4 protein-coding genes are annotated in these 4,843 nt (G+C 62.6%); 2 read left to right on the top strand and 2 right to left on the bottom strand.

The genetic code is table 11. The annotated features are described in order from the left end of the window. Positions 1 to 76 precede the first annotated feature (76 nt). On the bottom strand, positions 77 to 1,633 hold the full coding sequence (locus tag ABB30_RS15340) for a helicase HerA-like domain-containing protein (RefSeq protein WP_057639180.1): 1,557 nt from the start codon (positions 1,631 to 1,633) through the stop codon (positions 77 to 79). A 123-nt stretch (positions 1,634 to 1,756) separates the two neighbouring features. On the opposite strand from ABB30_RS15340, the gene ABB30_RS15335 reads away from it, so the two are divergent. Further along, the gene (locus tag ABB30_RS15335) at positions 1,757 to 3,349 is read left to right on the top strand and encodes a transglycosylase SLT domain-containing protein (protein ID WP_057639179.1); all 1,593 of its coding nucleotides are present in this window, start codon (positions 1,757 to 1,759) and stop codon (positions 3,347 to 3,349) included. A 633-nt stretch (positions 3,350 to 3,982) separates the two neighbouring features. Beyond that, positions 3,983 to 4,492 (top strand): hypothetical protein, encoded by a 510-nt coding sequence (locus ABB30_RS16390; protein ID WP_152980793.1) that lies wholly within the window; start codon positions 3,983 to 3,985, stop codon positions 4,490 to 4,492. A gap of 115 nt (positions 4,493 to 4,607) precedes the next feature. On the opposite strand, the gene ABB30_RS16685 is transcribed toward ABB30_RS16390, so the two are convergent. After that, the coding region (locus tag ABB30_RS16685; protein ID WP_211263506.1) for a hypothetical protein at positions 4,608 to 4,843 on the bottom strand (236 nt) is incomplete at its 5' end.

The following is a 4,843-nucleotide window of genomic DNA, read 5'->3' as shown; positions in this document are numbered from 1 at the left end:
GGTCGGGCGGGAATGTTGCATGGCGGTCCTTGCGTGCAATGAAAGACGGGCCGGCATGTGCCGGCCCGAAGGAAGATCAGCGGCGGCCGAAGATGCCACCAAGAATGCCGCGTACGATCTGGTTGCCGATCTGCGCGCCGAATTTCTTGCCGCTCTTGCCCATCACCGATTCGCCGATCGAGCCGCCGATGTTGCGCCCGATCTGGCCGCCGACATTGCGTGTGGTCTGCTTGGCCACCGATTCCACCATGCCCTGCTTGCGGCCGTTGCCGAACATGAACTCACGGATCGACTGGCCGATACCGCCGCTTTCTTCCTTGGCCGCCGGGGCGTTGCTTTGATCAGCCTGTTGCTGGGCACGTGCGGCGAGCAGTTCGGCGGCCGATTCGCGGTTGATCGCGGTGTCGTACTGGGCACCGACCGGGCTGCCGGCACGGATCTGCGCGCGCTCTGCCTCGCTGATCGCGCCCATGCGGCAGCGCGGCGGGGCAATCATGGTTTCCTGCACCGGCGAGGGGATGCCCTTGTCCTGCAGGGTGGACACCAGGGCGATGCCGGTGCCCATCGTGGTCAGGGTGGCGCGCACATCAAGTTTCGGGTTGGGCACGAAGGTTTCGGCCGCCGCACGCACGGCCTTCTGGTCGCGCGGGGTGAAGGCGCGCAGGGCGTGCTGCACGCGGTTGCCGAGCTGGCCCAGTACCGCATCGGGCACGTCATCAGGCAGCTGCGAGCAGAAGTACACGCCCACGCCCTTGGAGCGGATCAGGCGCACCACCTGTTCGATGCGCTGCTGCAGGGCGGGCGGTGCATCGGCAAACAGCAGGTGGGCCTCGTCGAAGAAGAACACCAGCTTGGGCTTTTCCAGGTCGCCCACCTCGGGCAGGGTTTCAAACAGCTCGGACAGCAGCCACAGCAGGAAGGTGGAATACAGGCGCGGCTTGAGGATCAGCTTGTCGGCAGCCAGGATCGAGACCACGCCGCGGCCATCGTGGTTGACGCGCATGATGTCGGCCAGTTGCAGGGCCGGCTCGCCGAAGAACTGCTCACCACCATCGCTGACCAGGCGCAGCAGCGAGCGCTGGATCGCGCCGATGCTCTGTGCACTGACCAGGCCATATTCGGTGGAGACGGTCTTGCGTTCCTCGGCCACCAGGCCCAGCAGGGCCTTGAGGTCATCCAGGTCCAGCAGCAGCAGGCCGCGGTCATCGGCCAGCTTGAACACGATGTCCATCACCCCGGCCTGGGTGTCGTTGAGCTCCAGGATGCGCGAGAGCAGGGTCGGGCCCATTTCGCTCACCGTGGTGCGTACCGGGTGGCCGGTGGTGCCGTACAGGTCCCAGAAGATGGTCGGGTTGCCCGATGCGGAGAAACCATCCACGCCGATCTCGGCCGCCCGTGCGGCGAGCTTTTCATTGACTTCACCCGGCACGGCCAGGCCGGCCACGTCGCCCTTGGCATCGGCCATGAACACCGGCACGCCGATGCGCGAGAAGTTCTCGGCCAGGGTCATCAGGGTCACGGTCTTGCCGGTGCCGGTGGCGCCGGCCACCAGGCCATGCCGGTTGCCGAAGCGCGGCAGCAGGTGAACGGGGGTGTCGTCGGTGAGGCCCTTGCCGAGCAGGATCGGATCCATGGCGATGCTTTGTGAATGATGACTGGCAGGCATTCTAGCCATGCGCGGCGGCAGCTGTCTGGCCGCTTGTCGCCGCCGGCACCCGCGGCTAACCTGCTGGCTTGCCCGCTGTAAGTGCCTGCCATGTCCAAGTTTTGCTTTGTGCTGCGCCCGCTGTCCCTGCTGTTGGCCGCTGGCCTGCTGATGCCGGTGGCCGATGCCCAGGCCCAACGGGTCTCGGCGCGTGACCGCGACAGGATTACCGTGCTGGAAACGCGCATGGCTGCTGCCGAGAAGCGCTACACCGATGCCTTGGCCCTGGTCGATGCGGCGGACCCGAAGGGGCAGGGCGAGGCTGACGCGGCGCTGGAGGACATGGAGGATGTGCTCAATGACTGCGTTGGCCAGCGCGGCTGCCAGATGGGCAACCTGTTGGCCACCTACAAGCGCCTGCTCAAGGGCCAGGCCGATGCCGGCGATGGCAGCGATGACGAGCTGGGCATTGCCACCGGGCCGGTGCTGGCCGACCCGGACCATGTGGCCCCGCTGGTGGCCGATGTGCCCGAAGCGGCGCGCGCTGCGCAACTGCTCAACGACCACCGCCACGCCTTCGATGAAATGGTGGAATACAACCCGGCGGTGCAGGCCGGTATCCGCCGCTGGCTCACCGACATGCGCCCGGCGCTGCTGACCAGCTATGAAAACTACGCCAACCTGCGCCAGGTGATGTGGCCGGAATGGGAGAAGCGTGGCCTGCCCGAGGCACTGCTGTTCGGCATCATGGCCAAGGAATCCAATGGCCGGGTGCACGCCAATTCGCGTGCCGGCGCTGCTGGCCTGATGCAGTTCATGCCGGCCACCGGCCGCCGTTTCGGCCTGGGCCCGGACGGCACCGGCTTTGATACCCGCTATGACGCGCGCAGTGCGGCCGAGGCCAGTGCGGCGTTCATCAACGAGCGCATGCGCGGGCTCAACAACAATATTGAAATGGCCCTGGCCGGTTACAACGGCGGTGAAGGGCGGGCGGCGCGCGTGTTCCGTGAATCGGGCGGGCAGAGCTTCTGGACCCAGTGGAGCTACAACGAATTCCCGGCTGAAACCCGTGACTACGTGCCCATGGTGATTGCCGCGGCCTGGATTTTCCTGCACCCGCAGCAGTACGGGGTGGAGTTTCCCAAGGTCAATGCACAGCCGGCCACCATCCGCCTGGCCAAGTCCACCACCATTTACGAGCTGACCATCTGCCTGGGCAGCAACAACACCCGTGATGGCTACATGCGCGTGCTGCGCAACATGAACCCGCGTTACCAGGCCGATGGCTGGATTCCAGCCGGCACCGTGATCAATGCCACCACCCGCATTGCCGGGCTGTACAACCGGTATTGCGTTTCCGGCCCGCGTGCCGACCTGGCCCGCACCCTGATCACCGCCGACGTCAATGCCGCGATCATTCGCCCGCAGGCTGCCACCCTGCATGGCAGTGTGGCCGTGGGTGACATCAGCAGCGCCCAGGTTACGCCGGTGGCGGTTGCCCCGGCACCGGCCGCTGCGACCACGCCGGCACCGGCACGCAGCACCGCCCCGCGCCAGCACACCGTCGCCCGTGGCGACACCCTCAATGCCATTGCCCGCCGCTACAACTGCCAGGTGCCGCAGTTGGCCCGTGCCAACGGCCTGCGTGCCCCGGCCTATGCCCTCAAGCCGGGGCAGAAGCTCAAGCTGGAAGGCTGCCGCTGAGTACCGGGCATCGAATAGACCTTCTGGCAGGCCGTCGCGGCTGAAGGTCTCGCTGCCCTTGTTGCCGAGCATGAAAAAGCCGCCCTTCGGGGCGGCTTTTTCATGAGTGCTTGCCGGTTTTTCAGGTATCTCACAGCGGATTACGCCGCATTCTTGCGGGTGTAAATATTAGTGCCGCACCCGAGCGGTGTATTTCGCGTCATGCGCGGGTGTCGTAGTCGTGGATTTGCGGGGAGATGCCAGTTTTTTCTGGTATGAATGCCTGTTCATTTGTGTTCGGGCTGTGGCATGCTCGGACGATACGCAGCACATAGGCGGTCTACTAGGTGTTAGGTCACACATATGATCAATCCAGAATGGACAGGACGAGGCAAGACTGTGGCTCAGCTCATCGAGGAGCTAAGAACCTTCGAAAATCAGGAGATGGAGGTACGAATTTCCGTAGATGATGGGGCCACTTCCTTACCCATCTCGTTGGTCATTAGGTCAAACGGCAAATACGCTGTCCTAAAGAATTGCCAGGACGTCCCAACCGTTGTTCACCATAGGCCCAGTGAGGCCTAACTATTCATTTAAGCCGACGCCTTCGGCGCGGCTTAACTCAAGGTGTTAGGCGTCTTTTTGGAGATTCCCGTGAAAGCCAATGTTCTGCCTCTGCTAATTGCCACGCTTGCGGGCTGCGCCAGTGCGCCACAGTCTTCAAATTTAGATGCACTACGTGTCTCCCTGAGCGCACCAGCACCGAGAGTCGATGTTGAGCACCTGCGGCAACTTGTTCCAACCCAGAATATTCCGCTACAGCCAGTTCCGCTGGACGGAGAAGCCGTCATGGTAAAGCTCCCTCCATCAACCGCCGTAATCTGCAACCAGCCCAACGGAGTAGATTGCGGCCAGAGTACGATGATCAACACAGTCAGGCTATCGGCACGATCAACGGAGATGGGCGGCCTTGTCACAGGAGAGTGGGAGTGCCGCTATGGCGGAGAAATCAAAGAAGATTACGCAATTTCTCAGCATGCGATCAGTACAGGCAGTTCTGCTGGCGAAGGCAAGGAAATTATCAGATTTCAAGTCGCTGCTGGGCAAACCCAGGCAATCTCGGGCCCACTAGGTGCCAAGCTCATCGTCACCGTGCAACCGTGAGCACGCCTAACAATCATGTATGGACTCCCCCGTCAAATCCTGGCGGCACGATGTTGTGAAGCTTCAGCTTCACGGCATGTGATTCTTCATTTTCCATCCTGCTGAAACTTTTTCTTCAACCCGGCAAACGGGAGCGGTTGCATTCGTGTATTCGGCTTTGTGGTGGGCTTTCCCGAGCCATCATGGAATCCGCGGAGCAGGGCCAGACGTTCAAGCGATCACGAAGGATCAGAATTGTTATCGGCTTGGCTGCTTCGGGGACCGACACGCTTGCATGAGTTGAGGCGATGCAACAGCAGAACGGTTCAACGGTAGTTGCAGTAAAACGGTTGAGGGGAATGGGGATCAGCC

This window comes from Stenotrophomonas ginsengisoli, assembly GCF_001431485.1.
Taxonomy (GTDB): domain Bacteria; phylum Pseudomonadota; class Gammaproteobacteria; order Xanthomonadales; family Xanthomonadaceae; genus Stenotrophomonas; species Stenotrophomonas ginsengisoli.
Note: the sequence above shows the minus strand (reverse complement) of the source record. Positions and strands in the feature narration are given on the sequence as shown.